The sequence below is a fragment of the Clostridium sardiniense genome (assembly GCF_016907995.1).
Lineage (GTDB): Bacteria > Bacillota > Clostridia > Clostridiales > Clostridiaceae > Clostridium > Clostridium sardiniense.
In genome coordinates, this window is the sequence record NZ_JAFBDA010000021.1 from 36672 (window position 1) to 62852 (window position 26181).

The window sequence follows — 26181 nt, forward strand, 5'->3', positions numbered from 1 at the left end:
AATATGGCAGGATTTACAGGAGTATTTCCAGTATATAATTTAGAGTTTAAAATTGGTACAAAAGGTCTAGCGAGTACAGATAAAGACATGGTTACAATTTCTGATATGGAGAACTTTGGTATAAAAATAGATGGTAAAGTTGAAGACTGGACACCTATGACAACAAATGGATGGGCAAGATCTTTAATGACTGGTAAGTCATTTTCAATAAGTTTAAAAGGAAAAAGAAGTGTAGGAGACCCAGGTAATGATTATGTTGCTGCAACTGCATGGAAAGATGGACTTGAATGTAGTACAAAAGGTTCTATAGGTTTTCCAGATGGTTCAAAACTAGCATTTAATTGTGTAATAAATGTAACCAATGTAGGTGGAGATGATAGTACAAAGGTTGCACCACTTGAATTTGATTTAAAAGGTGATGGTAAACCGGAGTTCATTCCAGCAACAGTGTCACCAAGTGTAGGAGGTTAAGGAGGAGTAAGTTATGGCAAAAATATATAACATAATGGATAAGTTGGTTAATGATAAACCAATATTAGAAATAGATGAAGATCATAAGTATAAAATAAATAATAGCAAAAATAATGCTATATATATTCAATCTTTGGTTAAACAAAATAAAAATAAGAAATCAAAGAATAAAGATGAAGAAATTAATGAAATAGAGATGTTAGAAAAGATAATAAAAGCATCTTTAGGAATGGAAGCATTTCAATATATAGAAAGCCTAGAATTAAGTTTTGAAGGTTATAATACTATAATTAATGCAATAATGGCTGCAATATCTAATCTAGAGTTAGAAGAAATGGAGGAAATCAGTAAAAAGGAAGTAGAGCGATTTCAACAAGAAGAAAAATAGCCAATGGTACGATTTATATGAAGATTGGGAGCTTATAGATGCTTCATTTACAGCTCAATACGGTATAAGGCTTAGAAATGAATCAGATATGTGTTGGGATGAGTTTTGTACCTTACTTAGTGGAATAATGCCTAAAACTCCACTAGGTCAAATTGTTTCTATAAGAAGTGAAGAAGATGAAAATATATTGAAGAGTTTTACTAAGGAACAACATAAAATCAGAGCTGATTGGAGAAATAGGCAGATAGAAGAAATGACAGATGAAGAAAAAGAACAGCAGATAAAAGAAATACAAGAATTATTTAAACAAGCATTTAGTTAAACTAGATGCTTGTTTTTATTATGAAAGGTAGGTGAAATTATTGGCAGGTGATGATTCAGTCGGAAAGATTACTTTAGACTTAGAACTCGGTGGAGATACAGAAAAGCAAATTGAAGAAATATCTCAAAAGATAGGTAATCAGATAAGTAAAAGTTTAGAAGGTATAACAAGCAAAATTGATTTTAGTAGTTTAACTAATTCAATGACAGAAGCTATTAAAACATCATTAAATTCTATAGATAATACTATAAAAAGTAGCATTGAGAAGAATAAGGAATTAGTATTAAAATCTATACAAGAAATGAAGGCAAGTGCTTTAGAAGCAATAAAAAGTATAATAGCTAATGCTAAAAAGATTAAGATGCCAATAAACTTTAATCCAGCACAGAATATAAACCCTACTTCTAATAGAACAAGCTCTCCAGCTACAACTAGAGGGCCACCGCAGCCAAAAGTAAACTCAAGTGCAAACTTGGAAAGTGTAAGATCGCAAATAGAGAACTTAACAAATAGTTTAGAAATAACTAATAGAAGAATAGAGCAACAGCAAGAGAAGTTATCAGGATTAAGACAAACTTACAATAGTACATTTAATCAAGCTAGAAAAAATAGAATACAAGAGCAAATATTAAAGACAGAGGCTACAATAAATAAATTAGTAGCTCAAAGTGATAAAGCTGGTTTTAAGCTTGCCGATTTAGATGCAGAATTTGAGAGATTAAGTAGTGCAGCTCAAAGGTCTAGTAATGGTGTAAATTCAGCTAATAACAGTATTAAAAGAACTGCTAGTGTAGCAAAGAGTGCAAGTAGAAGTCTGAAAAATGCTAATAATAATACAAGAAGATATAGAGAGAATATGAATGGTGCTAGAAGTGCTACAGGAATGTTTATTGATAGCATGTTTAAATGGGGGATAGTTTTTCCTATTGTTATGAAAGGTATATCAGCAGTCGCAGGATATATAGGAAATGCATTAATGACAAATGCACAATTTGCAAATAGTTTAAATCAAATAAGAAGTAATTTAATAGTTGCTTTTATGCCGATTTATCAAGCTGTTCTACCTGCTCTTAATGCTTTAATGAGTGCTTTAGCAAATGTTACAGCATATATAGCAGCTTTTGTAAGTGCTTTATTTGGTAAAACATATCAAGCCAGTTTCGGTGCTGCAAAAAGTATGAATGCTTCTATAGCATCAATGCAAAATATGGAGAAGCAAGGTAAAAAGACTTCTGGAGCAGTAGGCAAGATAGGAGATTCAGCAGAAAAGACTAAGAAAAAAATAAAAGGTGCTTTGGCTGGATTTGATGAAATTAATAAATTAAGCTTACCAAAAGATACTGATAAGAATAAGAAACCTAAAACTCCGAAAGATGGTGGAGGAATAGATCCTATTCCTATGGTTGCTCCTAATGTGGATTTAAGTCCTGCAAGTGCTGCTATGAAAAAAATAGATGATATGGTAGCAAAATTAAAGGATATAATATCAAAAATATTTCAACCTTTTAAAGCAGCATGGGCCAGAGAAGGATCTGCAACCATTGAAAGTATAAAATATGCACTACATGGGATATGGTATCTTATAAAAAGTATAGGTAAGAGTTTTCTTGAAGTATGGACTAATGGAACTGGGGAACGAATTCTAGTTGTCATTCTTCAAATATTACAGAACATATTTAATATTATAGGAGATATTGCTACAACTTTTGCTAATGCATGGAATGCAGGAAACATAGGAACACACATAGTTCAAACTTTAGCAGATGCTTTTGTAAATGTACTAACTCTTATAAAGCATATTGGAGATTCATTTAGAGAAGTGTGGGGAGAAGTTGGACCAGGAGTCGCAAATACATTTATGAAAGTATTAGATGCAACATCTGGAGTACTTAAAAATCTAACTAAGAATTTGTTATATGTTTGGGATAATGGTGGAAGTCATTTGTTCAAAGGATTTGTAAGGTTAGGAGCTAAAGTGTTTGAATTAGCTGGATATATTTATACTCAATTTGTAGTTCCATTAGTTGATTGGTTCATGAACAATATAGCACCGGTTATAGCGAAAGTAGCAGATGTAGTTGGAACTGTTTTAGATGCATTTAGCAGTCTTATAGATTGGTTAATGGGTGAGGGAAAGCCTGCTTTAGATGCAATGATAATTACAGTTACTTTATTTTTTGCAGCTTGGGAAACAATGAAATTAATGTCATTCATCCAACAAGCTGGAGGTGTGATAGGAGCTGTTGGAAATATATCTAAAGTTTTAAAAGAATGTACTCTAGCAAAATTGGCAGATAAGCTAGAAACTATTCAACTTACTGCTATGTATGCGGGAGACTTTTTAGTTTCATTAGCTAATGGAACACTTGAATTAATTAAACAAGCTGGACAATTTGCAATAAATACAGGACTTAAAATAGCAGATACTACAGCTCAAATAGCAATGACTGCTGCAACAGTAGCATGGAATGCAGTTTGTGTAATAGCAACAGGAGTTACAACTGCTTTAGGGGTTGCAATAGCATTTCTAACATCACCTATAGGAATTACTATTGTGGCTATAGGTGCAATAATAGCTATTGGAGTTGCATTATATAAAAACTGGGATGTTATTAAAGCAAAAGCACAGATTATATGGGCTAAAATAAAAGCTATTTTTTATGCTTTTAAAGTTTGGTTGCAGTCAGTATTTCAAAGAGACTGGAGTAAATCATTTGGGGCTTTAGGAAATTTACTTAATGCATTTTTAAGAAATGTAAGTAATATCTTCGGTGGAGTAAAACGAATATTTGGAGGAATTATAGATTTTATTGCAGGAGTCTTTACTGGTAATTGGTCTAGGGCATGGAATGGAGTTAAAAATATATTTGGAGGTATATTCGATACTCTTGGCGGAATAGCAAAAGCACCTTTAAATGCAGTTATAGGACTTATCAATATGTGTATTGATGGATTGAATACCATTAGTTTTGATGCTCCTTCATGGATTCCAGGTATTGGAGGACAACACTTTGGTGTAAATATTCCTAAAATGTCTTATCTGGCTAAAGGTGGTGTAGTTGATAAGCCTACACAAGCCGTAGTTGGTGAAGCTGGTACAGAAGCAGTTGTACCACTTGAAAATAATACTCAAGGATTAGATTTACTTGCTAGTAAGCTTACTGAAAGGATAAATAATATATTATTAACTTCTAGCAGTTTGTTACAGCAACCTGATTTAACAATGCTTGGACAAAATTCTAATATGGATAATAAAAATATTAATGATTCTAATTATTTAGATAAATTAAAGGAAGCTATCATTGAAGCTATAAAAGAAAGTAAAGATAATAAAGGAACTGGAATCAGCAATAGTACGGACTCTAAAGAATTTGGAGATATAATTCTAAGAGTAAATGATACTGATTTTGGAAAGATTGCTATAAGTGCTATAAATAAGGTTCATAGACAATCAGGAGAATTATTACTAGAAATATAGAAAGGAGTAGTAAAAGTTTGAACCTAATAGTTAATGGAGTAGAAGTTACTGCTCCTAAAAGTTTTAAAGTAAACATAATGGATTTGGATGGGGAAAATACTAATAGAAATGCAAAAGGCGTGATGCTTAGAGATAGAATAAGAATTACTAGAAAATTAGAGATTGAGTGGGGTCCACTAACTTCTAAAGAAATAGAAACTATACTTAATGCTGTATCTAACGTATATTTTTCAGTTTCTTATCCAGATCCAATGGAAGGACAAACTTCAAAAATATTTTATACAGGTGATAGATCTGCGCCATCATTTAATTTTAAAAATAATATGTGGTTAGGTCTATCTTTTAATTTAATAGAAAAATAGAAAGAAGGAATTTAGAATGGCAGATGAAATAAAAGTAACAAGTACAGTAAGCGAAACTACAAATTTAAATGGAGCTGTAGAGATAGAAACAAATGGAATGAAACAACAAATTATGAATATGAATTGTAGCTTAGTAGAAAATGGAGTTGCAAATATACAAACTTATGTAATTGATATGAATTTATTTAAAGCTAATTCTAGTTTAGTTGCAGCAGAAGTACAAAAATTTAGAGCAAAAGCAAATGAAGTAGCAAAAGGATTAAATTGTTTTGTATTCTAAGTAAGAGTTTACATCATGTAGGCTCTTTTTTATATTAAATGAATTAAAGAAAGAAGGATTTAATAATGGCAAAGTTAAAAAATAAAGAGATATTAGAAAAAGTAGGTATGCTAGGAGAAATTAGTAGAAAGAGTTTACCTGTAAAGGTATCTTATGCAATAGGTAAGAATATTGGAAAGATAGAAAGTGAATTAAAGCACTATAATAAAGAAAGAGAAAAGATAGTAGACAAATATTGTGAAAAAGATGAAGAAGGTAATTTAAAAATAGAAGATGGTAACTATGTTATTAAAGAAGATGGAAAAGAAAATTGGAATAAGGATATGAAAGATTTACAAGATATTGAGGTTGAAATTGATGTACATAAGTTTAATCTTGATTTATTAAATGGCTACGATATGGCACCAAATGAAATGATGTGTATTGATTTTATGATAGAAGTTTAGAAAAATATTAATCTTTAAAGGAAGGAGGTTAATATTTGTTTAAGGTATCAGATGAATATAAAAAAGAAATAAATAAACTTGGTGGAAGAAGTTTTGTAAGTAAAGTATTAATAAGAGATAAAACATATAACGATGATTTAATAATAGATATGAGCTTAGAGGAAAGTGTTAATCCAGGAGATAACTTTTCACTAGGCTCTGTTGTTTCTAATACCTTTAGTATCAATTTAATAAATTTAGATGAGTATGAATTATTTGATAATGCTATTGTTAAACCATATATAGGATTGAAGTTAGAGCAAACTATAGAATACATTCCACTAGGAATTTTTACAGTTTCTAATGTAACAAAGAAAAATAAAAAAGTTAAATTAGAATGTGTGGATAATATGGTTAAGCTAGAAGAAGTTTATTTTTCTGATTTAAGTTATCCAGCTAATATTAATGCTGTATTAAAAGAGATATGTTCCAAAGCTAAAATAACTTGTAATTCTACTTTACCTAATTATTCTATAGAAGAAATAAAAGGATATAGTTTAAGACAAGCTATAGGAATTATAGCAACCCTTTGTGGTTGTTTTGCTAAATTTAATAGAATTGGTGAGTTAGAAATAAGTACTTATAAAGATGAAGGCTTAAAAATAACTCCAGATATATTCTTTACTTTTGAGAATAATGACAAAGAGTATACCATAGAAAAGATAACAGCTAAAAGAGGAGAAAAAACATTTAGTAAAGGCATAGATATAGGAAGAAAAATACAAATTGATAATCCAGTAATTACTGAGGATATTTTAAATGATCTTTATACTAAGTATAAAGGTTTTTCTTATATGCCTTATAGTTTAAAGTGGCAAGGCAATCTAGCAGTACAAGCAGGTGACAGAGTCACTATAGTCGATTTAGACGGTAAAGTTTATAATACATTAATAATGGAGCATAAACTGACTTATAAGGGATCAATATCAAGCGAAATAAAAGCAACAGGAAAAACAAAGGCTGAAAGTAAGTTTGATAGAAAAGGTTCTATAACACAGGCTATGGAAAACTATGCTATAGAACAGGCTACTATAAAGAAAGCATTAATTGATAAAGCAGATATAAATGAGTTAAATGCTTTAAATGGTAAGATACAAATTTTATATACTGAAGATTTAACAGGTATTAGAGCAGATATAAAAACCATAAAGACTAAAGATTTAACAGCTTTAGAATCTAAATTAACTCATGCTCTTATTGGAAAGGCAGATGTAAATGAGCTTAATGTAGCAGTAGAAAGGGTTGGAATTTTAGAAGGTAAAACGCTTAGTGTAGAAAATCAGCTCGCTGGCAATCTTACAGCAAAGAATTTTAAAGCTAATTCTATAGTTGCAGGTAGTGCAATAATAGCTGAAAACGCTATTGGATCATCTCAGATTAGTTCTTTAAGTGTAAATAAATTAGAAGCTGGAGATATAAGTACAAGTAAATTTAGAATAATTAGTGCTAATGGATCTATTCAAATTGTAGGTAATCAATTATTAGTTAATAGAGATAATATTACTAGAGTTGTTTTAGGAGAATATAGAAAGCAAGATAATACAACAGATTATGGTCTACTTATAAGAAGTACAGATGGGAAAACAGTAATGTTTGACAGTGAAGGTGTTCATAATGCTGGTATTACAAATGGTGCTATAGATAATAATAAAGTATCTGATAATGCTAATATAGCTGGAAATAAGTTAGATATAAATAGTGTTATAAGAGAAGTTAATAATGGTACAGAAACTATTAAAGGTACTAAGGTTACTGTAGGGGATAGAACTTTAGATGTAGAATTATCTACACAGAAAAATACTATTACAGAGCATGGTAAGGAATTATCAACTCAAAAGGCTTCAATACAAGCATTGGATAATTCTATTAAATTAAAAGTAGATAATCAGACATTTACACAGGCTACATCTACTATAAACAGTAATATCAATAATGCTTTAAATAGTGCTAAAGAATTTACTACAGCTCAAATAACAACAACTAATAGTAATTTAAGTAAAGCTACATCAGAGATTAACATACTTAAAGATCATATAAGTAGTAAGGTAGGACAAACTGATATTGATAAAAGTATTTCAAATATTAAGTTTGGTGGAAGAAATTTAGGGATAGATACTGGTTTTAAGAAAGGATTTGAATATTGGACTCCAGAAGCCGATGGTAATACTTTTATAATTATTAAAGACGATGTTTTTGGAAATGTATTAAAATCAAATAGACTTAGGTTTACAGGAACAGTAAATACAAAAGATATAAAAAAGAATGATGATATAACAATATCATTCTGGGCTAAATCAGATATTGACAGTTCTTTTGAAGGTGCTTATTTAACTGATGGAAGTGTAAAAACCCCTATAACTAATTGCAAGACCTTTAAATTAACATCTAAATGGCAGTATTTTAGCTTTACTCAAAAAGCACTATTTGATGGAAATAATGGACAAAGGCTTTATTTTTATAGTAATGGAATAAAAATAATGTATTTGGCTCATATTAAAATTGAAAAAGGAACTAAACCTACAGATTATACCGAAGCTCCTGAAGATTTAAATCAAGCTATTATAGATAGTGCTAAAGTAGTTACAGACAAAATCAATGATGTATCTACTAAATTTACACAAGCAAAAGATAGTTTACAAGCTAGTGTAAATAGTACAACTCAAACAATAACAACTAATTTAACTAATGCTACTAATAACTTAACTAATAAAATAAATACCGCTAAAACAGATGCTATTAATAGTTCTAAGAGTTATGCTGATATTAAAAAGAATGAAGCTATTTCAAGTGCTAATTCACATGCTGATAATGTAGCCATAAGTAAATCAAATGAAGCTTTAAATAATGCAAAGACTTATACTAATACTCAAATAACAACAGTAAATACAAGAGTTAGCAATGCAGAAAGCAGTATAAATATTTTAAAGGGTCAAATATCTACTAAAGTTTCTCAAAGTGATATAGATAGAACAGTAAATAATATAAAATTTGGTGGAAGAAATTTAATACCTAACTCTTATATAAATGCAGATACGTCTGATTATGGTGCATTTGGAAGAGTGTTAACAGTTAATTTGCAAGAAGGTGAAACATATTGTTTATCAATAAGAGGTCATATAAATCAACAAGCAAAAAATGATGGAAAAGAATTAAGATGTTATATATATGAAGATACATGGAGTTATGGGTCTACAAGTACAGCTGTAAATTCTGTTGCGGTAAATTCTGAAAGCTATATAACTTTTATACCTAAGAAAACTGGAATCTATAAATTTGCAGCATATATGTTCCCAAGTGGGGGAAGTAGGGTAGGAAAAGTTACTTTAGAATGGGCTAAATTAGAAAAAGGAACAAAACCTACTGATTGGACACCAGCGCCTGAAGATGTTAATAAAGAAATTAAAGATAATATAACAACAGTAACAGAAAAAATAAAAACAGTAGAAAGTACTTTTACACAAAAAACAAATAATATAAATGCAACAGTAAGCTCTGTACAAAGTATATTAAATACTAAAGCAGATGGAAGTACAGTAAGCTCTATGCAAAGTCAGTTAAGTAGCTTAAATATAGGATTAAATGGTATTAAGCTAGAAGTAAATAAAAAGACTGATAAAGGTTCTATAATATCTGAAATCAATCAATCATCAGAAAGTGTAAAAATTAATGCTAGTAAAATAGAACTTAATGGAGTAACAACTTTTTCTAATGTTACAGGATTAAAAGCAATAGAGATCCAAAAGAATTCAATAGATTTTTACGATTGGGAAGGTAGTGAAAGAAAAGATAATGTTGGGACAATTTATTCTGTAAGGATTAATTCAGATGCCAAAAAAACAGGTTTAGCTATAGGGCATGAAAAAAATGCTGTATTTACTGTAGTTTATAAGTCAGCAGAAGAAGACACATATCGTTCGTATATAGAATTTGATAAGTATAAAGTTATTGGTCATGTATGCCCAATAACTTTTTATGAAGAGATTTCTTTAAATGGTAATCGAGTATTTCTTAATGGTAATAAAGCAAATAGCTTTTTTGAAAATGTTAATAACGAGTTTTATATAAATGCAAAACATGGGGTTCAAATCATAGATACGGATACCAGAAAACCTACAGCACTTTTAGGATCGGATAGGACAGCGTTTGGTAAATGGAATCAAAACTTTTATTATGCTGAATTTTTCCCAGGGGGGTTTAATTTTGTAGGCAATGATGGACATTCGCTTTTTTGGCTAGACGATGGTTCTCGGAATATATACACAAAAAGTGGAGTAAACATGAGAGTGCAGGGAGATTTGTCTGTTACAGGTTCGAAAAATAGAATAGTAGGTACTATATATGGAGATTTAAAACTAAATGCGGTAGAATCTACAGAATGTTGGTTTACAGATATAGGTATAGAGCAGAATAGAACAGATAATAATGGAGATTGCATTATTTGGTTTGATAATAAATTTTTATCAACTGTAAATACAAGATATAAATATAAAATTGATGTAACTCCTATAGGTGAATTTGCTAGTAATGGTAAGTTAACATATGTAAGAGTAGTAGAAAAAACAGAGAAATACTTTAAAGTTAGGGGAACACCAAGTACATTATTTGACTGGACCATAACAGCAAAACAAAAAGGATATGAAAGAGATAGGTTAGAAGTAATGGAAAAGGCTAGTTAATTCTAGTCTTTTTTATTATATAAATTTAAATTAGGAAGGTGAGGACCAATGGATGAATGAAGAGTTAAATAATCATATTTTAGATGTACATGATACAAGATTAAATGATCATGCAAAAAGATTAGATCAATTAGAACAAAATCAAGCCGAATTTAAAGTGCAAATACAAAACTTATGTAAGAGTATAGAAAGCCTTACAGGAACATTAAAATGGGCATTAGGATTGTTTGGAGGAAGCTTTGTAGCTTTCTTTTTTTATGCAATACAAAATCATTTATTTAAATAAAAGAAAGAAGGAATTAACATGGATAAAATATTAGACCCAATATTAAGTGCTGTATCTATAGGAGTTGTAGGGATTCTAGTAGCTATTATAAAAAGTGTTGGAGATGTATCAATAGAGTATATAGCAAAGAAAAAAGATGTTGTAGAGCAAAGGTTACAACTTGATAAACACGTAGAAGAAATAGAAACTGCTAAGCAAGTATGGAACATAGTAGAAGAAAAATATAGAATTACAGATAATATTAAAGAGTTAGTTAAATCTAAATCTGATATGTTTGATAAATTACTATTAGAAAAAATACCATATTTAACAGAAGATGAAGTTAAGCAATTAAGACAAGCTTTAGCAGGAGAAATAAACAAAGGAAAAGCATTGTTAAATGAGGAAAATCTAAAGGAGCAAGCAAAAGAATTAGTAAATAAAAACATAGAACTTGAAAATAAAAATACAGAATTAAAAAATAAATTAAATGCAATATCTAGCTATGTACCACAAGAGCAAGGACAATAATCTTTGCTCTTTTAGTTTACAAAAATATATTTTAAATAGTTTTTAATAATAAAGGAGAGATGTAAAATGTTAAAAGGAATAGATATATCAATGCATAATGGAACAGTGAACTTTAATAAGGTTAAACAAGGTGGAATAGACGTAGTCATTATAAAAGCTACTGAAGGAGTAGAATATATAGACCCACTATTTCAAGAACACTATAATGGAGTTAAAAATACAGGATTAGGAATTGGATTTTATCACTTTATGAGTGAGAAAACTTCACCAACTCAACAGGCTATTGACTTTTGGAAAGCTATAAAAGATAAAAAATTCAATGTATTACCTTGCTTAGATATTGAAACAAATAAGCTAGGAAGAAGTAGAACACAAATTTCAGATAGATGTATAGAGTTTTTGAAAAAATTTAAAGAATTAAGTAACGTTGATTGTATGATCTATACAGGTGGATATTTTGGAAGAGATAATTTAGATAGTAGGGTTAAAAAATATCCTGGTTGGATAGCTCATTATGGAGTAACTAAACCAATGGAAAATGGCTTTAAAGTGATAGGACATCAATATACAGAAGATGGAGTAACTGAAGGAGTTAAAGGCAAAGTTGATTTAAATAACTTTACAGAAGAAATATTTATTAACTCTGTGACAAAACCAGTTCAAAAACCTTCTACATCAAATAAAAAAGAATTATGGGAATTAAGCATAAGTGGAGAAGAAGTTAGAGAGCTTCAAACTGAATTAAATAGACAATTTGATTCAGGGTTAAAAGTAGATGGGTATTTTGGTGAAAGTACATTAAATGCTTGTATTACTGTAGGAGAGGGAGCAAGAGGAAACATAACTAGACTTATACAGCAAAGATTATTAAACAGAGGATATACTTCATTATTACAACATGGTGGGGCAGATGGTTGCTTTGGTAGCGGTACAACTATAGCTATAAAAAATCTACAAAGAAATAAGGGATTAGGTGTAGATGGAATAGTTGGAAGAAATACATGGAAAGCATTGTATAGCAAATAATTTGATATAGTTTCAAACGAGAACAAAAAGGACCAGTAAGAATTTTCACTTACTGGTCCTTTTTTATTATTAATATCAAAAAAGTTTGTGGATGACCCACATTAATAGATTCATTTTAATTATTGTCTTAACTTATTTTTTATATTCAAATAAAATTTATATAAATATAAAGAGCAGTAAAGATTAATGTCCTTACAGCTTTTTTAAAATTATTTATGTAACTAATTGAAAAAAATTATTTGTTAGAATTTGTTTTATTATATGGACCGATATGTTCTTCCTTATATGTTAGATCATTTTTATCTGGATCAATTGAAGCTATTCCATCTACACTTTCAATATATTCATCAGGCGTTATTTTCCCATAGAAAAAACCTGCATAAATTCCTGGGAAAAAGATTCCCTTTTCTTTATCATCTTCATTAATTAACAAAACATAAGCAATACCTTTAGAACAACATTCGTTATTATAAAACTTTAATAAACTTTCTTTAGTAATTTTATTAGGATAAAAATATCCTACTTTATATTCGCCAATGGTTTTATTATTTTCTATTATTGGTTTAGTAGATAAAGTACTTATCCCATTAAAGTCACTTTTAATGAATTTATAATTAGAATAATAATAAATTGAAATAGCACCTATTGTTAAGATAGTGATACATGATATTAAAAAAAATTTTTTCTTTGAAGTTATTTTCATAAAATTCCTCTTTTCTTTCGCCTAGTGTAATTATAATGGTATTTTATAATAAACAAAGATACAATTACCAATTTGTTAAATATTAGTCTATTAATAAACTGTTTACATAATAGAAATATATACCATGGTAAAATATTCTTATATAACTAAGGAGGAGATACAATGGGATTTTTATTTGATAAAATGGCAGAACAAAAAGAAAAACAAATTAATAAAGATAACTCTAAGTTAGGAGAATATTCTATAGATAGTGATAAAGAGGAGATAAAAGAATTAAGAAATCTTTTAAATGAAGAAGAAACTTGTAATTTAATTATATCTGGATTTTCTTTTAACAGAAGATGGATAATATCAATAACAAATTTTAGAATGATTTTTATAAGAAAAAAAATTAATAAAGAAATAGAGAAAAAAATATTTTTTCTAGATGATTTAGATAAAGTAATTGTAAAAAAAGGTATGGTTATGAGTAAAGTAGACATGGAGTTAGATAACGAAAATATATTAATTGAAAATATAAGTAATATCTTTTTAAATACATTTTTAAAGTATATCAAAAAAGAATATATTTCAAAAAAAGAAGATGAAATAAATAAAAAGAATGAACTAGAAAAAGAAAAACAAAAAGAATTTAAAAAGATAATGGATTCTAATCCGGAAGTAACTTCAAAAAGAGATATAGAGATAAAAGTAGAGCCAAAATTATCTAAAAGACAAGAGGAAAAACAGTATCAAAAAGATAGATTGAAACAATTAAAAAGAGAGCATGTACCATATTGCCCTAAGTGTAAGAGTACTTCATTAACATATCAAAATAAGAAATTAAGTGTTGGTAGAGCTGTAGCAGGAGGTTTTATAATGGGCCCAGTGGGGGCAGCCGTTGGAGGAATGACAAGCAAAAAAGGATATGTTAAGTGCTTGAATTGTGGTCATAAGTGGAAAATATAATATAAATTAAATAGTTAGAAGAACTGAATAAACAGTTTTAGCTTGGCAATACTTAATCTAGGAGGTGTTGCCTTATATTTCTATTAATAAACTGTTTACATAATAGAAATATAATACATGATAAAATATATATGACATTTATTATGGAGGTTTTATAATGGGTATTTTAGATAAATTAATTAAAAAAGAAAATAAAAAAGTTAAAAAGATACTTACAACTAATCAAACTAATATAATCTCTCTTTTTGTTGTAAAAGGTGCGACTCAAGGGTTATATAGATTTGAGTTAAATAAAGAAGGTATAGGCATTTTGAAACCTATGAAGTTTAAACCTTTTATCACTTTAAAATATGAAGATATAGAAGATATAGAAGTATCAGTAATTGATAAAGAAACTTCTAAAGGGAAAAGTGTGGTTGGAAGAGCAATAGTAGGGGGAATGGTAGCTGGTGGATTAGGAAGCGTAGTAGGAGCTTTAAGTGCCACAAATGGAAAGCATATATCTTTATTAGATGTAAATATCAATATAAAAATTAAAGATGGAAAAATATTAGAACTTGAAGGAAAAGATATAAAAGGAGATGCAATAAATAATATAAAAACATTTATAAAATTTCTACAATATAATATTTCTGAAGAAGATATATCTAATAATCTATTTTAAATTTATATTTGCAATATAATAATAAAATGCACGTATCATCCTAACATCAGTTATGAAGACGGCGAGCGAGTATTAAATCAAGCTGTTTTAGCTATAATGGGTCTTGGACATGAATTAAAAGATTAACATAATAAAAGAGAATAGATTAGATGTCAGAAAACTGAAAAAGTCCTTTAAAATAGAAATTTACAATTTGTAAAAGTTGATATACTAATAAAAAAGACTAGAATAAATTCTAACCTTTTTTATTTAGTGAGATTAAATGGTATTTTTAATGCATTTGTATTTTAATTATTGCCAAAGTAAATTATATTATTCAAGTATATTAATATTAATTTATTAAGAATATAATTAATATATGTAATTTTAATTGTCATGCAGTTGCAGCAGCTATAACTGCAAAAAAAGCAGGTGCAGAGGTTATTGTATTTGAAAAAACTGATCTCCTACTTGGACTTGGAAATGTTGGTGGAATTATGAGAAATAACGGACGATATACAGCTTCAGAAGAACTAATAGCTTTAGGTGCCGGTGATTTAATAAATTTAACTGATAAATATTCAAGACATAGAAATATAGATTTTCCAGGCCATAAACATGCAAGCCTTTATGATGTTAATGTAATTGAAGGCGCTGTAAGAGAATATGTAGAAGACATGGGAATAGAAATATTTACTGAAACACGCGTTAAAGATGTAGATTTTGATGATGGAAAAATTAAAGGAATAATATTAGCAGATGATACTTATATTAAAGGTGATGTATTTGTAGAGACAACAGGTTCGACAGGGCCTATGGGAAATTGTCTAAGATATGGTAATGGATGTTCTATGTGCGTATTAAGATGTCCAGCCTTTGGCCCAAGGATTAGTGTGAGTGAAAGATGTAATGTTTGTGATATTCAAGGAGAAAGAAATGGAGATGAATTAGGAGCTTTTTCAGGATCTTGCAAGTTAGCTAAAGAAAGTTTATCGGAAGATATAAGAAATCAATTAGATAAGATAGGTGTAGTTATATTAAAAGTACCTCAAGAAGATATAAATTATGATAAATTAAATAGTAAGGTTTGCCAGCAATATGCTTTAAAAGAATTTGCAGAGAATATTATACTTTTAGACACTGGGCATGCAGTGTGAATAAAAAGACAACTTATCAAGTTGCCTTTTATCGTCACTTAAAATCATTGGATTAACTTCTTCAATAGATCCTATGAAGTTAATCTTTATTTTTTCTCCACCATCATCATTAGGGTAGTAGTATATACTATCTATTAAAGCGTTTATTATTTGCTTTTGTTCTTCATGTGAAAGTTTATCTATAAAAGCACATTTATTAAGCAAAGTTTCTATTAGAGAAAATTCCAATGCTTGATTTTCAAGTTTAACCTTTTCTTTTCTTAGATTTTCTATTTTTGTTTCAATATCAATACATTCATTCTTTAATAAAGTAATTTTATCAAATAATATATCAGTTAATAAATTTTCATCATCATGTGATAACTTATCGACTAGAATATCGATTTGTTGTTTCTTATCTTCTAAGGATCTATTTAAAGTTAATAACTCTATTGATTTATCAGATGATTTTTTATACTCTATACGTACATTATCTAAAAACGATTTCTTATCAAAAGTTAAATCTTTAAGTGCTTTTAAAACTGCAGATTCTATTTTAGATAAATTTACATTATGATTATCACATAATGTTTTTCTAGATGTTCTCTTTAAAGAGCATACATAATAAAATAACCTTTCACCTGTTTTCTTTGATACTCTACCATGTTGTATTAACATACGACTTCCACATTTACCACAATACAATTTACCAATAAGTAAAGCATTATGAGTTTTACCAAGCCTAGGAAATGTATCTCTATTATTATCAAGCTGCATTTGAACTTTTAGCCATAAGTCCGGTTCAATATATCCTTTTATTGAGCTTAATGCAGCAAGTCTTTCAGATAATTCTTTAGTAGCTTTTGTTATTTTACCATTTCTACTAATGGTTTCAGTTTTATTGTAAGTTAATAGTGAATGTACATTATCAGCTGCTCCATATACTGTCCAGTTTGTACTATTTAAGTATTCAATAACAGAAGCATTTGCTTTAACATATATAGGGTTCTGTAATATTATTTTTAATGTGCTTTTTTCAAATAACTTTCCACTATGTGAGCGTATATTATTTTCATGGGTATATACTTCAAGCTTATGAAGACTGCCTAATTCTAGATATTTCTCATAAAGAAATTTTACAAACTCAATTTCTTTTTCATCATGTACTAAAGTTACTTGTTGTCTTTTCTTTCCTTCTGAATCTAGTGTAGTAGTTTTATTAGATCTAAATCCTAGAGGAACCCTACCACCTGTCCATTTGCCATTTTTAGCCATTTCAAGCATATTATCTTTAACACGTTCTGCAATAGTTTCTCTTTCTAGCTGAGAGAATACTGAAGCTATATATATCATAGCTCTTCCCATTGGAGAGGATGTATCGAATTGTTCTTTTATTGATATAAAATCAACTTTATATTCTTGTAGAGTATCTAGGACAGAAGAGAAGTCAGAAACATTTCTACTAATTCTATCTAATCTATAACAAATTAGTAAATTTATTTTTTTATGTTTTATATCATTCATTAAATTTTTGAATTGAGGCCTATTCATATTTCCGCCGCTAAATCCTTCATCTTCATATATAATGAATTCAGCATCTTTTGATATGTAAGTTTTAATATGGTCCTTACACATCTCTATTTGATTTTCTATAGAATCACCTTTACCAGTAAATTTTGATTTTCTACTATAAATTGCAACAATCATAAGCTACCTCCTTATTCATAATAGTAAGTCTTGTACTATTATATTTATCTTCTTTAAGATATATTGATAGTAACTTATATTTTATTATTTCTTCAGTAACATTAAAATGGTCTGATAATACATATAAAGAGTTTATATTATGGGTTAAGGCTCCAACTATTTCAGCATCAGATATTAAAAAGTTGGCTGCCCATATTCGAGCTCTTTTTTCTTGTTTACTCCTATTAACTTTTTGAGTATATGTAACACATTCAGCGGATAGATCTCCAATAGAAGTAAAATGATGACCTAATTCTTCAGCTAAAATAGATATGTATTTTTTAGTGTCAGATACTATACTCTTATGAATGCCTATAGTAGGGGAGAGCCCTGGCACTTTAAAATAAATACCTTCAATATTACTTTGTTTGAAGGCAACTTCTTCAAGTATTATATTTTCTTCTTCTATTAAATTATATATATTAGTTATGCTTTTCATTAGTTAATCACTCCATAAATTATATTTATAGGATAATTACAATATAAAATACGAACATACGTTCTTTGGAGATTATAAAAAATAGATTATATATTTTTTATAATCTATTTTTTATATCTAAGTGAAAATTTAATTTTTAAAAAGGATAGTTGAATTAGTTAGATTGTTCAAGTTCTAAAGAGTCTCTATATTGTTCAGCTAACATAGTAGTTGTAAATTCAGCTGATGAATCTTACTTGTAGCAGCTTTAGTTTTAGACCATATCTTATCATCACGGATATTATCAATATAATTATGACCAGTCCATGATAAATTTGAAATTAATTGTGGTTCATCATCAGCATAATAAACTGAATCAAATAAGTTTGCTGTATTCATTCTTCTAATATGATAAAAAAGAGTATTTTTATCATATTTTGATAGGGCTTCTAGCAATGTATCAGATTAAATACATGATATATCATCATCAGTATTAGCCTCTATATATAGAAGAATATTTCTTATACAATCATGATTTAATCTCATGAAAGTCAATCCTTTCTATTTAAATTTCAGCTTGTCAGAACTGATATTTAAATTATAAGACTAATGGAATAATAAAATAAATTAATTACGATTGGAGGAAAATTTAATGGCAAAATAACCAACAAAAGCAGCACAAAATGTGTATTGTATTGCAAGGAAAAAAGCTGCTAATTATAATCCACAATTCACAAGTAGAGAAGGAGCAGCAGAATGCTTAGGAGTATCTAAAGGTTCATTAACTGATTACGAATTAGATTTATGCAAAGTTGTTCTAGTAGATAAAGTTGTTATTATGGCCGATACCTATAATGCACCTGAACTATTAAATAACTATTGTTGTAATGAATGTCTTATAGGAAAAAGAATTACTCAACCAATAGATTCAGAGAATATAGACAACCTTTATAGATTTGCTATATCAACAACAAATGATTTAGAGAATAGTAAGGAGATACAAAGAACTTTATTAAAGATAGTGGAAGATGGAATTATTTATGAGTTAGAGCAAGAAGAACTTAAAACAATAATAAATTTCTTTACTAAGTTAGAAAAGAGAGCTTCAGAACTAAAAATTTTAGCTGAAAAGTATCTATCAAAATAACTGTAGCAAAATCAATTCTTATTCATAAATTAATTTTAAGGGAGAGTGAGGTTATGGCAAGAGAACTTGAAGTTGAATTAAATTTTCCAAAAGATATGAAATTACTTGAAGAAAAAATGGGACAAGTATTAGGAGAAATAATTCGTAAAAAGTATGGTCCAGAAATGAGTATGAGAATAGCTGATGAACTCGAGAAAAGATTAGAAAATTAAGTATAAATGTGGAGCAATCCACAAGGGGATTTATATTAACATAATTATATTTAAGTGAAGGATAAATAGATCATTAATTTGTATAAACAATATTTAATTTAAGGAGAGATAATAATGTTGATTTATAACGGAAGAATTGTTTTAAGTATTTTATTTATGGCTGGATTGACATTTAGTACAGCATTAGGAATGTATGAATTTAATTATGCTAAAAGTAGTAAGAGAAGAGTTATTTATGGAGTGTTAAGTGTTTTTAGTTTGATAAGTATAATCCTAGTATCAAATTTAATTTAGGAGGAGCGAAAGATGGATTTAAAAGAGATTAGAAAAAAGGCATTAGAGCTATTAGAACATAGTGAAAATTTTGCAGAATTTCAGGTTAAAGAAGAAGCTTCAGAATTCTTTATAGCTATATTAGAAAACTTAGATTTAAATTATGATCTTTATACATTACATATAGCTTGTTTAGAAGATGAAGAGATATATAGAAAATGTCAGAAGTAATATTTTAAATTAAAAGGAGCTGTAGGTTAGGAGAAGTATTATGAGAGCATTAGGAGTTAGCTTTATAGGGAAAAGTGAAAAACTAAAAGAAAAGGTGAGAATGCTTAGGGAAATAGAACAATATATAGATGAAATAGTCATTATATATTTTGAAACAAATGATTTTCAATATGCTTTAGATAAAGTAAAAAGTATGTATAACGAGTATAAAGAAAAAGATCATTTTGCAACCGACCAAAGTATGCAAAATGATCATGATGAAATTACTTTTTTAGATATTATACCATTAGGAACTGATTTAGACATTAGAGATATATAAATAGAAATTTAAATAGTTTATGGATACATAATAAATAATTAGTTATGCGTCTATAAACTATTTTAAAACGAAGTAGGTATTATCTTAACAACTATATTAATACTAATTATAAAAGTTGGAGGGGTTATATATGCCATATAGAGAGAAAAGAAAAAGAAAGTTTACATAAACAAAAGAATTTGAATGATAAGAATTCTAAGAAGCATTTAATTAGATTACTTAATACTAATTTCACAGATAGGGATCTATCAGTAACATTAACTTATGATAATAAGAATTTACCACAAAGTGAAGGAGAAGCAAGAAAAGATGTAGTTAACTTCTTAAGAAGAGTTAAGCGTTATGTAGAAAGAAATAAGTTACCTGATTTTAAATATATTGCAGTAATTGAATATAGAGAACAGAAAGAAGGAAAGAAGGCAATAAGATTACATCATCATATTGTTATGTCAGGGAATATTGATAGAGATAAAGTAGAAGAGTTATGGAAGAAGGGGAGAGCAAATGCAGATAGATTAAAAGTAGATGAATTTGGATATGAAGGTTTAGCTAGATATATTTCTAAAGATACTAAGGGTCAGAAGAGATGGACTCAATCAAGAAATTTAAAGCAACCAATAGTAAAAGTTAATGACTTTAAGTATAGCAAAAGAAAAGTAGATGAACTTTCAAAATGTCAGGGTGATAGACAAGCTTTTGAAAGTTTATATAAAAATTATAGTTTCAGAGATTATAAAGCTTACATAAATGATATTACTGCAGGTACTTATTTATATATAAAGATGCAGAAGTTTACAAATTGATAAATCTAAAAGTAAATATTTATGGTTAGGAAAGAAGGTGAAGAGGTGGATTTGTTAAAAGTATATGGAGCTAAGGAATTAGGAAGATTAACATATAGAAAACTTCAAGAAAAGAGAATGAAAAAAAATTAGAGATATTAATCAATATGAAGAAGATCATTTAAAAGGAATGTACAGAAGGTGCAATGATGGAAGAAAACTAAGACAATGGTAATTCATATTCTTATATAATATACTCGTAAATGATAAATATAAGATTAAATTATAAAAAAGAATATTTAGATAATATGGAAAAAGAGCTTTAGCAACTATGGCGAAAGCGATGGTTAATGCTACGGAATGTCATAGCTATAATTGGTCAAAATAATAAGATAGTTCGTAATATGAGGATTAAGCGAATTAGTTAAGAAAAATTGTTCTTTGAAAAATGAATAGTACGGTATTTACAAAATATGTTATAATTAACCTCATAATTCCATTATTATACGAGCCAGTTGATTGATAAACAGCTCGATAAATAAGAATTTTTTGAGAAGATTAGTTGTATTAGGTTTGGAGGTGAGTATAATAGAAATTAAAATTTATCCGTTTAATACACTTGGGGATTACTTTTCAGCTGATATAATGGTAATATATAATATTTTGTATGCATAAAGAAAGAGATACATGGGAACATCCTAGTGGTCATATTGAACTTGGTGAAACAACGTTCGAGGCTGCAAAAAGAGAACTCTATGAAGAAACCGGAGCTGTTGAATTTATTATTGAACCATTATGTGATTATTATATAAACGGTATACAGAATGGTTGGCATTTCAAAGGAAATGGACAAGTGTATTTTGCAATTGTACAGAATATATGTGATTTGCCAAATTACAGTGAGATGGGGAAAATAGGATTTTTCGATTGTTTGCCAGATCAATTAACTTATCCAATACTAAGGGATTGTTTTTCTATTGCAGAGCGAAAGTGGCAATCAACAAAATGAGCATACTACAAAGCCTGATAACTTCCAATTTGTAAGGGAGATTAAAAGAGCAAACTTTAATATATTATAGTAGTGAGATACCGTATTATTCAATTATGAATATACGGTATTTTTTAGTTCGCAATAGGCAGATAAAGTGAAGTTTAAATTAAGTTATATTCTGTCTAGGTAAGAATTTTAAATATGAAAAGATGTGATGTACCCCAATCACATTCAATATATAGTATAGTACACCTAGCCATTTTATTTTATATAGGAGGAGTTATGATAGATAAAAATTTATTTAGGAAAACAGAAACGATATTATATGATTACCATGCATTTAGCTTCAAGAATAGAATTATTAAAGTTAGAAATTAAAGATATAGAAGAAACTTATAAAGGGTGTAGATTTATAGCATATGAAGAAAGAACACAGGCAACTAATAAGTTTAATAGTAGTGTAGAGAATTAAATATTATTAAAAGCTAATAAGATAGATTTAAATAATAAAGTAACTTTAAAGCGCAGGATAGATAATACGGTACAGGTTTAAAAGATGAGGAAAGAAAGCTAGTAGAACTAAGGTATATAAATAAAAGAACATTGAGTTGGAATCAGATAGCATTTGTACTTAAATATAGTCAAGAGTATTGTAGGAAGAATTTAAGAGAGAAGGTTATTAGAAACATTTGTTATAGTAGTAACAATACTTTACGTTATAGGTAGCTACTTAAAAATGACACCTAAGGTTAAAGATTGGAGTATTCCATATATCTTAAGTTAGCAGGGACTATATTTTCTTGTACAATACAAAATAATATAGAAATGATTACAATCTTACAAGGTTAAATGTTAAAAGGAATAGATATATCAATGCATAATGGAACAGTGGACTTTAGTAAGGTTAAACAAGATGGAATAGATGTAGTCATTATAAAGGCTACTGAAGGAGTGCAATATATAGATACACTATTTGAACAGCATTATAAAGGAGCAAATACGGCAAGTTTAAATATAGGTTTTTATCATTTCATGAGTGAAAAAACTTCTCCAACTCAACAGGCTATTGATTTTTGGAATGCTATAAAAGATAAGAAATTCAATGTATTACCTTGCTTAGATATTGAAACTAATAAATTAGGAAGAAGTAAAACACAAATTTCAGATAGATGTATAGAGTTCTTAGAAAAATTTAAAGAATTAAGTGGTTTAGATTGTATGATCTATACAGGTGGATATTTTGGAAGAGATAATTTATATAGTAGAGTAAAAAATATCCTGGTTGGATAGCTCATTATGGGTAAATAAGCCTATGGAAAATGGATTTAGGTTTGTGGGACATCAATACACAGAAGATGGAAGAACTCCAGGAGTTAAAACTAGAGTAGATTTAAATAACTTTACAGAAGAAATATGTATTAGTTCTGTGATAAAATCAGTTTAAAAACCTTCTGCATCAAATAAAAAACATTTATGGGAATTAAGTATAAGTTGACAAGAGGTAAAAAATCTTCAAACTGAATTAAATAGACAATTTGATTCGGAATTAAAAGTAAATGGCTATTTCGGTCAAAGCACATTAAATGCTTGTATTACTGTAAGAGAAGGTACAAAAGGTAATATTACTAGACTTATACAACAAATATTATTAAATAGAGGATATACAAGTTTAAGTTCTAATGGAGGGAACGATAGTTGTTTTGGACAAAGAACAACTATAGCTATAAAAAATCTACAGAGGAATAAAGGTTTAAGTATAGATGGAATAGTTGGCAAGAATACATGGAAAGCTTTATATAGTAAATAAGTTTTAAAAAGAGCTGTAGAGATTAATTTCCTTACAGCTCTTTTTCATTTATTATATGTACAAATACTTTCTTTTTTTAAATACTTTCTTCTCTATATGTAAGAGTGTTTTTATCTGCATCAATTGAGCATATTCCCTCTACACTTTCAATATACTCATAATAAGTTATTTTCCCATAGGAAAAACCTGCATAAATTCCTGGGAAAAAGATCCCCCTTTCTTTATCATCTTTATTAATTAACAAAACATAAGCACTACCTTTAACATAACATTCATTTTGGAAAAATTTTAATAAACTTTCTTTAGTAATTTTATTAGGATAAAAATATCCTACTTTATATTTTCCAATGGTTTTGCTATTTTCTATTATTGGTTTAGTAGATAAAGTACTTATCCCATCAAAGTCACTTTTAATGAATCGATAATTAGAATAATAATAAATTGATAAAGCAACTAATATTATAATAAAAATACCTAATAAAACAAAAAACTTTCTCTTAGTAAAAAACTTCATAAAAAACTTCATAAAACACCTCCCTTCTATATTCTAGTAGTTAAATTTTATTAATATATAAAGGCTATTAAATTGCACAATATATGTATAATTGCCATTACCCAATAAATAGATAATTTCTTGCTTTTATAAAATATATAAGCATAATTAAAAATAAATGCTGTTGGAACTATAATTAAAATATAATAAATACTATAATTATGTAGCCCTGCAAAAATTAAAGATACCATTAACCAATTTAAAAGATCATCCTTTATAAATTTCCTAAGTATTCTTATCATTAAAATTAAAAGCCCTGTTTCAAATAATGGACCTAAGATTATAATGTCAGAAAAAATAAATAAAAAAGAATACTCATTAGTATTTGGTCCACTTATCATAGAATCTGTAACATTAAAAAGATTAAAAATAAATATAAATATTGAATCTGATATCTCACATAATAACACAGATAATAAAATAAATTTAAAATCAGATAATTCATTTATTCTATCTTTAAATGTTTCAAACTTGCTCAAATTAGTCACCCCCAACCCAACTAATTATACATAAATTGATAACAACTTACATTTATATTTTGTTTACAAAATAAAAGAACTGCGAAAACCTCAATCTTCACAGTTCTTTTCATTTAGACTTAGTATTATACAATTATATTAATGTAATGAGTTTTAGCAACTTGTAAAAGATGCGGATACTGCATATAAATAAAATTAATTATCTAATAGAAGTTAGTTTAACTGTAGATAGTATTTTCTATTAATAAACTGTTTACATAATAGAAAAATATGAGATGGTAAAATATAGTTATAAACTAAGGAGGAAATGTAATGGGATTTTTAAATAAATTAGTAGAAAAAGAAACTTTTAGCTTGCTTTAAATAATTATATCTAGTAATAGTGCCTACATTTTGTTAATGTTATATAAATATATGATTTTTTCTACATTGATCTACCAATAAATGATATTATTTATATGTAACTATTTTACAATTAAAGGGGGATTTAAAATGATATCAAAAAACACATTACAAATTTGTTCTATATCTTTATGTTGTTTGATTAGTTCATCTATTTTTGTTCCTACTCTTACAGCTAATGCTTCAAATATACAGCCTTCTAATCAAGAGACTGTACAAAAGTAAGTAATCAAAAAAATAAGATGTATCAAGAGCTTATTAAGAAAGCGTCACCTTATATTAAACTAAATGATTACAAATTTTCTTTATCTTCTGAAGGTAAAGAAAAACTTAGTAAAGTAGAGAAAGAGATAGTTTTAGATCAATTGAACATAATGAATTCAGAATTAAAAAAAGTTAAACAAGCAAAAAATACTAACCAAAATCCAAATTTATTTACATTACAAAAAACTGATTCTGTTAAAGTATCAGTTTATGAAAATCAAAATACCGAAAATACACATGGATTTTTAATGCTATATTCTACAAGTAGCTACATTGATGTTGATTACAAATGGTGAGGGGCACAAGTCTATTTTTCTTCAAGAGCTATTAATGATTTAAATGATTACTTCTCTGTTGCAGGAATAGCAAGTGGTTTTGGTGCAGGTGAAGCATTAGGAAAGTTTTTAGCTAAAAAAGGTGTTGGTTTAGCTGCTAAATTCCTTGGACCAATATCACTATTTGGAGGAGCAGTAGGTTGGGCAATGAGTAAAGTCGATAAGGGGAATGGCGTATGTCTTAATTGTGTTTTATATGTTACCGCAACTATAACACCAGCTTAATAATTAGGAGGATTTATTTTGATATATTTAATTTTCTTTGTATTTTTTTTACTTTCGTTATGTTTTATTGCTTTTTATAAATTTATAAGAAATGATTATAATAGTAATTTTTTATATTTTCTTTTAAATGAAGTCAATTTGAAATTTTTAACTGATACAAGCTATATAAATGAATCATACAGTAAAATAAAAAATATACTTGTTTTAGAACTTATACTATTTTCAATAATCACTTTTTTCTTTTGTTGGACATTTTATTTAGATTATACAACTATAGTATATA

The 26181-nt window shown here is 27.9% G+C and carries 34 protein-coding genes and 1 pseudogene; 29 read left to right on the forward strand and 6 right to left on the reverse strand.

Features of this window, described 5'->3' with window-relative positions; translation table 11 throughout:
• Nucleotides 1–3: 3 nt before the first annotated feature.
• The 11 genes from JOC62_RS14770 (at nt 4) to JOC62_RS14820 (ending at nt 12284) form a co-directional block, all read left to right on the forward strand.
• Nucleotides 4–471, forward strand: coding sequence for a phage tail tube protein (locus JOC62_RS14770; RefSeq protein ID WP_204596055.1), 468 nt, complete (start codon nt 4–6; stop codon nt 469–471).
• 13 nt (nt 472–484) lie between these two features.
• Complete coding sequence (locus tag JOC62_RS14775) at nt 485–859, forward strand: hypothetical protein (protein WP_204596083.1); 375 nt, start codon at nt 485–487, stop codon at nt 857–859.
• Between the two features lie 34 nt (nt 860–893).
• Nucleotides 894–1181: a Gp15 family bacteriophage protein gene (locus JOC62_RS14780; protein WP_341534816.1), complete on the forward strand. Its 288-nt coding sequence runs from the start codon at nt 894–896 to the stop codon at nt 1179–1181.
• Nucleotides 1182–1212: 31 nt separating this feature from the next.
• On the forward strand, nt 1213–4659 hold the full coding sequence (locus tag JOC62_RS14785) for a phage tail family protein (protein WP_341534815.1): 3447 nt from the start codon (nt 1213–1215) through the stop codon (nt 4657–4659).
• Nucleotides 4660–4676: 17 nt separating this feature from the next.
• Nucleotides 4677–5021 carry a DUF6711 family protein gene (locus JOC62_RS14790; RefSeq protein WP_204596057.1) on the forward strand — a complete coding sequence of 115 codons (345 nt, stop codon included), beginning with the start codon at nt 4677–4679 and terminating at the stop codon, nt 5019–5021.
• Nucleotides 5022–5037: 16 nt separating this feature from the next.
• Nucleotides 5038–5301: a hypothetical protein gene (locus tag JOC62_RS14795; protein ID WP_204596058.1), complete on the forward strand. Its 264-nt coding sequence runs from the start codon at nt 5038–5040 to the stop codon at nt 5299–5301.
• 65 nt (nt 5302–5366) lie between these two features.
• On the forward strand, nt 5367–5747 hold the full coding sequence (locus JOC62_RS14800) for a hypothetical protein (protein ID WP_204596059.1): 381 nt from the start codon (nt 5367–5369) through the stop codon (nt 5745–5747).
• Between the two features lie 35 nt (nt 5748–5782).
• Entirely contained in the window at nt 5783–10462 is a 4680-nt protein-coding gene (locus tag JOC62_RS14805; RefSeq protein WP_204596060.1) for a hypothetical protein, read from the forward strand.
• Between the two features lie 52 nt (nt 10463–10514).
• Complete coding sequence (locus JOC62_RS14810; protein ID WP_204596061.1) at nt 10515–10748, forward strand: hemolysin XhlA family protein; 234 nt, start codon at nt 10515–10517, stop codon at nt 10746–10748.
• A gap of 18 nt (nt 10749–10766) precedes the next feature.
• A complete protein-coding gene (locus JOC62_RS14815) occupies nt 10767–11258 on the forward strand; it encodes a coiled-coil domain-containing protein (protein ID WP_204596062.1) in 492 nt (163 codons plus the stop codon).
• 66 nt (nt 11259–11324) lie between these two features.
• Nucleotides 11325–12284: a GH25 family lysozyme gene (locus JOC62_RS14820; protein WP_204596063.1), complete on the forward strand. Its 960-nt coding sequence runs from the start codon at nt 11325–11327 to the stop codon at nt 12282–12284.
• Between the two features lie 235 nt (nt 12285–12519).
• On the opposite strand, the gene JOC62_RS14825 is transcribed toward JOC62_RS14820, so the two are convergent.
• A complete protein-coding gene (locus tag JOC62_RS14825; RefSeq protein ID WP_204596064.1) occupies nt 12520–12987 on the reverse strand; it encodes a hypothetical protein in 468 nt (155 codons plus the stop codon).
• A 162-nt stretch (nt 12988–13149) separates the two neighbouring features.
• Between JOC62_RS14825 and JOC62_RS14830 the strand changes: the two genes are divergently transcribed.
• The 3 genes and pseudogenes from JOC62_RS14830 to JOC62_RS14840 all read left to right on the forward strand — a co-directional run.
• Nucleotides 13150–13935 (forward strand): PH domain-containing protein, encoded by a 786-nt coding sequence (locus JOC62_RS14830; protein WP_204596065.1) that lies wholly within the window; start codon nt 13150–13152, stop codon nt 13933–13935.
• Nucleotides 13936–14092: 157 nt separating this feature from the next.
• Nucleotides 14093–14599 carry a hypothetical protein gene (locus tag JOC62_RS14835; protein WP_204596066.1) on the forward strand — a complete coding sequence of 169 codons (507 nt, stop codon included), beginning with the start codon at nt 14093–14095 and terminating at the stop codon, nt 14597–14599.
• 347 nt (nt 14600–14946) lie between these two features.
• A pseudogene (locus JOC62_RS14840) lies at nt 14947–15729 on the forward strand (NAD(P)/FAD-dependent oxidoreductase); the annotation flags it as partial.
• On the opposite strand, the gene JOC62_RS14845 reads toward JOC62_RS14840, so the two are convergent.
• The 3 genes from JOC62_RS14845 to JOC62_RS14855 all read right to left on the reverse strand — a co-directional run bounded on the left by JOC62_RS14845 (nt 15712) and on the right by JOC62_RS14855 (nt 18334).
• Nucleotides 15712–17421 carry a recombinase family protein gene (locus tag JOC62_RS14845; protein WP_204596067.1) on the reverse strand — a complete coding sequence of 570 codons (1710 nt, stop codon included), beginning with the start codon at nt 17419–17421 and terminating at the stop codon, nt 15712–15714. The pseudogene JOC62_RS14840 and the gene JOC62_RS14845 overlap by 18 nt on opposite strands.
• On the reverse strand, nt 17402–17899 hold the full coding sequence (locus JOC62_RS14850; protein WP_204596068.1) for an ImmA/IrrE family metallo-endopeptidase: 498 nt from the start codon (nt 17897–17899) through the stop codon (nt 17402–17404). The genes JOC62_RS14845 and JOC62_RS14850 overlap by 20 nt, the downstream gene beginning before the upstream one ends.
• Nucleotides 17900–18097: 198 nt before the next feature.
• Nucleotides 18098–18334: a DUF2513 domain-containing protein gene (locus JOC62_RS14855; protein WP_204596069.1), complete on the reverse strand. Its 237-nt coding sequence runs from the start codon at nt 18332–18334 to the stop codon at nt 18098–18100.
• Nucleotides 18335–18563: 229 nt separating this feature from the next.
• Here JOC62_RS14855 and JOC62_RS14860 point away from each other — a divergent pair, with 229 nt between their 5' ends.
• The 12 genes from JOC62_RS14860 to JOC62_RS14910 all read left to right on the forward strand — a co-directional run bounded on the left by JOC62_RS14860 (nt 18564) and on the right by JOC62_RS14910 (nt 23640).
• Entirely contained in the window at nt 18564–19025 is a 462-nt protein-coding gene (locus JOC62_RS14860; RefSeq protein ID WP_243425085.1) for a transcriptional regulator, read from the forward strand.
• Nucleotides 19026–19078: 53 nt separating this feature from the next.
• Nucleotides 19079–19237 carry a hypothetical protein gene (locus JOC62_RS14865; RefSeq protein WP_204596070.1) on the forward strand — a complete coding sequence of 53 codons (159 nt, stop codon included), beginning with the start codon at nt 19079–19081 and terminating at the stop codon, nt 19235–19237.
• Between the two features lie 114 nt (nt 19238–19351).
• Nucleotides 19352–19531, forward strand: a complete 180-nt coding sequence (locus tag JOC62_RS14870) for a hypothetical protein (protein WP_204596071.1) — start codon at nt 19352–19354, stop codon at nt 19529–19531.
• 12 nt (nt 19532–19543) lie between these two features.
• A complete protein-coding gene (locus JOC62_RS14875) occupies nt 19544–19741 on the forward strand; it encodes a hypothetical protein (protein ID WP_204596072.1) in 198 nt (65 codons plus the stop codon).
• Between the two features lie 40 nt (nt 19742–19781).
• Nucleotides 19782–20060, forward strand: a complete 279-nt coding sequence (locus tag JOC62_RS14880; RefSeq protein ID WP_204596073.1) for a hypothetical protein — start codon at nt 19782–19784, stop codon at nt 20058–20060.
• Nucleotides 20061–20239: 179 nt separating this feature from the next.
• Entirely contained in the window at nt 20240–20863 is a 624-nt protein-coding gene (locus tag JOC62_RS14885) for a rolling circle replication-associated protein (protein WP_204596074.1), read from the forward strand.
• Between the two features lie 646 nt (nt 20864–21509).
• Complete coding sequence (locus tag JOC62_RS14890) at nt 21510–21851, forward strand: NUDIX domain-containing protein (protein ID WP_204596075.1); 342 nt, start codon at nt 21510–21512, stop codon at nt 21849–21851.
• A gap of 307 nt (nt 21852–22158) precedes the next feature.
• On the forward strand, nt 22159–22305 hold the full coding sequence (locus tag JOC62_RS19205; protein ID WP_243425086.1) for a hypothetical protein: 147 nt from the start codon (nt 22159–22161) through the stop codon (nt 22303–22305).
• A gap of 234 nt (nt 22306–22539) precedes the next feature.
• A complete protein-coding gene (locus JOC62_RS19210) occupies nt 22540–22617 on the forward strand; it encodes a phage holin family protein (RefSeq protein ID WP_341534817.1) in 78 nt (25 codons plus the stop codon).
• 65 nt (nt 22618–22682) lie between these two features.
• Nucleotides 22683–23123 (forward strand): GH25 family lysozyme, encoded by a 441-nt coding sequence (locus tag JOC62_RS14905; protein WP_243425087.1) that lies wholly within the window; start codon nt 22683–22685, stop codon nt 23121–23123.
• A gap of 22 nt (nt 23124–23145) precedes the next feature.
• The gene (locus JOC62_RS19385; protein WP_279381522.1) at nt 23146–23277 is read left to right on the forward strand and encodes a hypothetical protein; all 132 of its coding nucleotides are present in this window, start codon (nt 23146–23148) and stop codon (nt 23275–23277) included.
• 198 nt (nt 23278–23475) lie between these two features.
• Nucleotides 23476–23640, forward strand: a complete 165-nt coding sequence (locus JOC62_RS14910; RefSeq protein WP_341534818.1) for a peptidoglycan-binding domain-containing protein — start codon at nt 23476–23478, stop codon at nt 23638–23640.
• Nucleotides 23641–23716: 76 nt separating this feature from the next.
• On the opposite strand, the gene JOC62_RS14915 is transcribed toward JOC62_RS14910, so the two are convergent.
• On the reverse strand, nt 23717–24166 hold the full coding sequence (locus JOC62_RS14915; protein WP_204596076.1) for a hypothetical protein: 450 nt from the start codon (nt 24164–24166) through the stop codon (nt 23717–23719).
• A 38-nt stretch (nt 24167–24204) separates the two neighbouring features.
• Nucleotides 24205–24672 carry a CPBP family glutamic-type intramembrane protease gene (locus JOC62_RS14920; protein ID WP_204596077.1) on the reverse strand — a complete coding sequence of 156 codons (468 nt, stop codon included), beginning with the start codon at nt 24670–24672 and terminating at the stop codon, nt 24205–24207.
• 492 nt (nt 24673–25164) lie between these two features.
• Between JOC62_RS14920 and JOC62_RS19390 the strand changes: the two genes are divergently transcribed.
• The 3 genes from JOC62_RS19390 to JOC62_RS14930 form a co-directional block, all read left to right on the forward strand.
• Nucleotides 25165–25299: a hypothetical protein gene (locus tag JOC62_RS19390; protein WP_279381523.1), complete on the forward strand. Its 135-nt coding sequence runs from the start codon at nt 25165–25167 to the stop codon at nt 25297–25299.
• A gap of 17 nt (nt 25300–25316) precedes the next feature.
• Nucleotides 25317–25634, forward strand: a complete 318-nt coding sequence (locus tag JOC62_RS14925) for a hypothetical protein (protein WP_204596078.1) — start codon at nt 25317–25319, stop codon at nt 25632–25634.
• Between the two features lie 282 nt (nt 25635–25916).
• Nucleotides 25917–26181 (forward strand): hypothetical protein (locus JOC62_RS14930; protein WP_204596079.1); only part of this gene is annotated, 265 nt, incomplete at its 3' end.

Excerpts from the sequence above, each read along its gene's own strand:
- JOC62_RS14770 (WP_204596055.1), top strand. The coding sequence starts at position 4 with ATGGCAGGATTTACAGGAGTATTTCCAGTATATAATTTAGAGTTTAAA.
- JOC62_RS14775 (WP_204596083.1), top strand. The coding sequence starts at position 485 with ATGGCAAAAATATATAACATAATGGATAAGTTGGTTAATGATAAACCA.
- JOC62_RS14795 (WP_204596058.1), top strand. The coding sequence starts at position 5,038 with ATGGCAGATGAAATAAAAGTAACAAGTACAGTAAGCGAAACTACAAAT.
- JOC62_RS14800 (WP_204596059.1), top strand. The coding sequence starts at position 5,367 with ATGGCAAAGTTAAAAAATAAAGAGATATTAGAAAAAGTAGGTATGCTA.
- JOC62_RS14810 (WP_204596061.1), top strand. The coding sequence starts at position 10,515 with ATGAATGAAGAGTTAAATAATCATATTTTAGATGTACATGATACAAGA.
- JOC62_RS14815 (WP_204596062.1), top strand. The coding sequence starts at position 10,767 with ATGGATAAAATATTAGACCCAATATTAAGTGCTGTATCTATAGGAGTT.
- JOC62_RS14820 (WP_204596063.1), top strand. The coding sequence starts at position 11,325 with ATGTTAAAAGGAATAGATATATCAATGCATAATGGAACAGTGAACTTT.
- JOC62_RS14825 (WP_204596064.1), bottom strand. The coding sequence starts at position 12,987 with ATGAAAATAACTTCAAAGAAAAAATTTTTTTTAATATCATGTATCACT.
- JOC62_RS14830 (WP_204596065.1), top strand. The coding sequence starts at position 13,150 with ATGGGATTTTTATTTGATAAAATGGCAGAACAAAAAGAAAAACAAATT.
- JOC62_RS14835 (WP_204596066.1), top strand. The coding sequence starts at position 14,093 with ATGGGTATTTTAGATAAATTAATTAAAAAAGAAAATAAAAAAGTTAAA.
- JOC62_RS14845 (WP_204596067.1), bottom strand. The coding sequence starts at position 17,421 with ATGATTGTTGCAATTTATAGTAGAAAATCAAAATTTACTGGTAAAGGT.
- JOC62_RS14850 (WP_204596068.1), bottom strand. The coding sequence starts at position 17,899 with ATGAAAAGCATAACTAATATATATAATTTAATAGAAGAAGAAAATATA.
- JOC62_RS14865 (WP_204596070.1), top strand. The coding sequence starts at position 19,079 with ATGGCAAGAGAACTTGAAGTTGAATTAAATTTTCCAAAAGATATGAAA.
- JOC62_RS14870 (WP_204596071.1), top strand. The coding sequence starts at position 19,352 with ATGTTGATTTATAACGGAAGAATTGTTTTAAGTATTTTATTTATGGCT.
- JOC62_RS14875 (WP_204596072.1), top strand. The coding sequence starts at position 19,544 with ATGGATTTAAAAGAGATTAGAAAAAAGGCATTAGAGCTATTAGAACAT.
- JOC62_RS14880 (WP_204596073.1), top strand. The coding sequence starts at position 19,782 with ATGAGAGCATTAGGAGTTAGCTTTATAGGGAAAAGTGAAAAACTAAAA.
- JOC62_RS14890 (WP_204596075.1), top strand. The coding sequence starts at position 21,510 with ATGCATAAAGAAAGAGATACATGGGAACATCCTAGTGGTCATATTGAA.
- JOC62_RS19205 (WP_243425086.1), top strand. The coding sequence starts at position 22,159 with ATGATTACCATGCATTTAGCTTCAAGAATAGAATTATTAAAGTTAGAA.
- JOC62_RS14905 (WP_243425087.1), top strand. The coding sequence starts at position 22,683 with ATGTTAAAAGGAATAGATATATCAATGCATAATGGAACAGTGGACTTT.
- JOC62_RS19385 (WP_279381522.1), top strand. The coding sequence starts at position 23,146 with ATGGAAAATGGATTTAGGTTTGTGGGACATCAATACACAGAAGATGGA.
- JOC62_RS14915 (WP_204596076.1), bottom strand. The coding sequence starts at position 24,166 with ATGAAGTTTTTTATGAAGTTTTTTACTAAGAGAAAGTTTTTTGTTTTA.
- JOC62_RS19390 (WP_279381523.1), top strand. The coding sequence starts at position 25,165 with ATGATATCAAAAAACACATTACAAATTTGTTCTATATCTTTATGTTGT.
- JOC62_RS14925 (WP_204596078.1), top strand. The coding sequence starts at position 25,317 with ATGTATCAAGAGCTTATTAAGAAAGCGTCACCTTATATTAAACTAAAT.